Source organism: Achromobacter sp. FW305-C-30-7, assembly GCF_058783105.1.
The window spans coordinates 132,083-135,819 of the sequence record NZ_JBYSYI010000009.1; the positions used below are offsets into that span (position 1 = coordinate 132,083).

The following is a 3,737-nucleotide window of genomic DNA, read 5'->3' on the forward strand; positions in this document are numbered from 1 at the left end:
CATTGCTCGCATCAATGTGAAATACATCAATTTATTACGATATTACTAGTTGTAACTCAGAAAAAAGCCTTACGCCATACAGAGATATACCTAGTTTCAGGTATAGACGAAGAGTTTCAATCACCGTCTAATACTTGCAGTCAATAGACAAAATGATGCATTGACTTGAGCGAAAAAGGCCGCATTTCAGAAACAGTGTGTGCAACTTTTACGTAATGCTCTGGTTGGTGACTGGCAAAAACAGGCAAGGAGGGTTGGAAGCATGTCAGCGACTGTGTTTTATGAACGGGCTGTGGCGCTGGATCGGGCAGCGCACCAGGACACCAGGATCCAGATTCAGCCGGATCATTACGCATTCGCGCAGGACACGAATGCGCTGCCCATCGCCGCTAGCGAATTCGCCGACGCGGGCCGCCACTATCCCATCGTGTTCGTGGGCGACGACGCCGGCAACTTCCACGTAGCCGTGCTGCTGGGCCTGGAAGACAAGTCCAACCTGTTCGTGACCGAGTTGGGCACCTGGAAGGCCGACACCTATGTGCCCGCTTTTGCTCGCCGCTATCCCTTTGTGCTGGGCACTACGGCCGAGGCCGACCGACTGGCCGTGTGCATCGATGAGTCCTATCCCGGCGTCAATACCGCCGATGGCGTGGCTTTGTTCGAAGACGGCAAGGAAACCGGCTACCTGACGCAGATGATGGAATTCCTGCGCGTGTTCCAGGGCGAGATGGAACTGACCAAGAACATGGCCCAGCGCCTGAACGAGCTGGGTCTGCTCACGGCCAAGACCATCACGATTTCGCAGGCCGACGGCGACCGCTACCTGAGCGGCTTCTGGGTCGTGGACGAGCAGAAGTTCGCCGGCATCGACGATGCCCGCGTGACCGAGCTGCACCGTGCCGGCATCCTGCGCCTGATCGAACTGCATCGCGCGTCGCTGGGCAACGTCCAGCGCCTGGCCATGCAACTGGACGAGCAACGCCGCTTGAAGGCGCAGCAGCAGGACGCTGCGCCCACCAGCGCCGCCGCGCCCGCCGCGTCCGCGGCCTGATCCGCGCCGCAGGGCCATGCTGACCGCCACCTTGACTCCCGCGATCGGCCCGGCCCCCAGCCAAGCCGGCGCCGAGCCCGAGATCCACATTCCCCTGCATACCCTGCGGGGGGAGCAACGGATCTGGGCGGACCGCCTGCTCGCGGTGTTCAAGAACCGGCAGATCGACGGGGTCGAGTGGTCGATGAAGTTCTCGGCCGCGGGACTGGTCGGCAATCGCTTCATGCTGGGCATGCAGCGCGAAAACTGGCGCCAGCTGGATCTGGCCACGTTGTCGCGCGCGCTCGCCATGCCGCAGTCGCTGTGGATGCGGGTGGTGCAGGACATGGAGCATGCGCGCGCCATGTTCTTCGCCTACGAACCCGACGGCGCCGCCGGCACGTACCGCGTCTACCTGGAGTTCATGCCCACGTCCGAGGCGCTGCGCCAGCATGGCGTCCTGCCTTTGGGCTGCGGCTACAAATGGCATCCGGCCACGCAGCGCGAGGCGGCCGTGACCACTTATCGCATGCGTTATCTGCAGGACCGCGCGGCGTTCGATGCGCATCTGGAGCCCTATTTGGCCAAGCTCGCCAACCCGGTGCTGCGGCAGGTCGCGCAGGCGATCGTGGCGCAAGCATGCGTGGCAGCCGACCCCGCCGGCTTCATGTTCCTCGAAGTGGACGAGCCCGATACGCGGCGCGATTCGTTCACGCTGACCTTTCGCGGGGCAGACCTGCCCTTGAGAGCTTTCATTCCCGACCTCTTGCGTCTTGCCGCCAGCCTGGCTCTGGCGGAAAGCGATGTGCTGGGTTTTCTTTTGCCCGACGAACCCCGCAGCCTCTATAGCCTGGCTGCGGGGGCCGCGCGGGACGGACACGAGTTTCTGACTGTCTACTATGACTGACAACGACAAGCTTCTCTTCCGCCTGGCGCATGCGCGCAAGGGCCTGCTGGCGGTGGCGGCGCTGGCCGCATTGGGCATGGCGGGTTGCGCGACGCGCGACCAGAAAGCGCCGGTCGCGTCCGCTCCCGCAACGGCTTCCGCGACCGCGTCTGCTTCGGCTGCGGCGTCCTCCAGTCCGCAAACCGAAAGCGGCACGCTCAAGATCGGCCAGCACACCCCGCAAGAGGATTCGGGCTTTGGCAAGACGACGCCCAGCGCCCAGATGGACGAGGTTCCGCCCGCGCCCGCGCCGCGTTTCGACGAGAACACCACGTTCCCGGCGCCAGCGTCGTACCTGGCGGAGAACATGCCGGCGTACAACGGCGCCCAGTTGCCGGACCAGGCCGATCCGATGACGCTGGATCAGGTCTACATGATGGCGCTGCAGAATGATCCGCAGATGCAGGGGGCCTACCAGGAGCTGCAGGCCGTAGGGTATGGCGTCATGTCCGCCCGCGCGGGACTCTTGCCCAGCATCAGCGGCGAAGTCAATCGCAGCCGCGTACGTCAGAACGTGGTCGACAGCGAAAATAGCGTCTACCAGACGGGCCGCGCCAACTGGGCCGAGAACGGCTGGGCGCTGACCCTGAACCAGCCGATCTTCGAGCTGGGCGCATATCACAAGTGGCGCCAGTCGCAGGAGGCCGAGCGCAAGGAGGTGGCCAGCTACGCCTATGCGCAGCAAGACCTGATGCTGCGCACGGCAACCGCCTATCTCAGCGTCCTGGCCGCGCAGGATCAGATCGAACTGACCGAGGCCGAACGCCACACCACCCGGAAGCAGCAGGAGCTGGTGCAGGCGCGCTACCAAAGCGGCCAGGAAACCCGCGTGGGCCTGAGCGAAGTCCAGGCCCGCCTGGACATCCAGGACGCCAACACCCTGCTGGCGAGGAACGACTACCTCGACAAGCAGCAGGCCGTGCAGGAGATCGTCGGCTACGGCAACCTGAAGTTGCGTCCGGTGCGCAAGGATCTGCCGATGACGCTGCCCCTGCCCAACGATCCCCAGGCCTGGCTGCGCACGGCGCTGGACCAGAACTGGTCGATCCGCGCGGCCTCGGCAGGCGTGGCGGTGGCGGAGAAGGAAGTGTCGGTGCAGAAGGCCGGCTACTACCCCAGCGTCAATCTGCGCGCCTCCACGGGCCGCAATGAAACGGGGGGCAGCCTATTTGGCGGCGGCAGCACCGTGGCCGACACCCGCTTCACGGTGAACCTGTCGGTGCCGATCTTCCAGGGCGGCTACACCTACGGCATGAGCCACGCGGCGGCCAGCCGTCTGAGCGCGGCCTCGTCCGACCTGAGTCTGACCCGCCGCAAGGTGCAGCGCCAGGTGTTCTCGTCGTTCCAGAACATCGTGATCGGCATCGACCGGATCAAGGCGCTGAACAGCTCGGTGGAATCGTTCGAGCTGGCGCTGAAACTCAAGGAAGAGGGCTTCCAGGCAGGGCTGAACGACATCGTCAGCGTGCTGGACGCGACGCGCAATCTATACAACGCCAAGCGCCAGCAGGCGGAGGCTGGCTACAACTTCCTGCTGGACGGCCTGAAGCTCAAGCAGGCCGCCGGCACGCTGAACGCCGCGGACATCGCGGCGATCAGCCAGCAGATGCTGTAGAGCAAGACGGGCTTGCGGCGCCACGCGCAGGCCCGGCGGTACGCGGGCAAGACCACAACAGGGCCGTCCGGCGTTGCGCCGGATGGCTCGGAATCGTTTAAATCAGGGCGCTGCATGCGTCCGCACAAAAAGTGTCGAGCGACGAT

General features: G+C 64.2%; 3 protein-coding genes. All 3 read left to right on the forward strand.

Going from position 1 to position 3,737, the window contains the following annotated elements; all coding sequences use genetic code 11:
- The first annotated feature begins 262 nt into the window (after positions 1-262).
- Genes AC3WOB_RS25345 through AC3WOB_RS25355 form a run of 3 tightly spaced genes read left to right on the forward strand, consistent with a single transcriptional unit; the run spans position 263 to position 3,591 of the window.
- Positions 263-1,051: a SapC family protein gene (locus tag AC3WOB_RS25345; RefSeq protein WP_492276532.1), complete on the forward strand. Its 789-nt coding sequence runs from the start codon at positions 263-265 to the stop codon at positions 1,049-1,051.
- Between the two features lie 16 nt (positions 1,052-1,067).
- Positions 1,068-1,937 (forward strand): hypothetical protein, encoded by an 870-nt coding sequence (locus AC3WOB_RS25350; RefSeq protein WP_492276533.1) that lies wholly within the window; start codon positions 1,068-1,070, stop codon positions 1,935-1,937.
- Positions 1,930-3,591, forward strand: coding sequence for a TolC family outer membrane protein (locus tag AC3WOB_RS25355; RefSeq protein WP_492276534.1), 1,662 nt, complete (start codon positions 1,930-1,932; stop codon positions 3,589-3,591). Before AC3WOB_RS25350 ends, AC3WOB_RS25355 begins: the two co-directional genes overlap by 8 nt.
- The last annotated feature ends 146 nt before the right edge of the window (positions 3,592-3,737 follow it).

Excerpts from the sequence above, each read along its gene's own strand:
- AC3WOB_RS25355 (WP_492276534.1), top strand. The coding sequence starts at position 1,930 with ATGACTGACAACGACAAGCTTCTCTTCCGCCTGGCGCATGCGCGCAAG.
- AC3WOB_RS25345 (WP_492276532.1), top strand. The coding sequence starts at position 263 with ATGTCAGCGACTGTGTTTTATGAACGGGCTGTGGCGCTGGATCGGGCA.
- AC3WOB_RS25350 (WP_492276533.1), top strand. The coding sequence starts at position 1,068 with ATGCTGACCGCCACCTTGACTCCCGCGATCGGCCCGGCCCCCAGCCAA.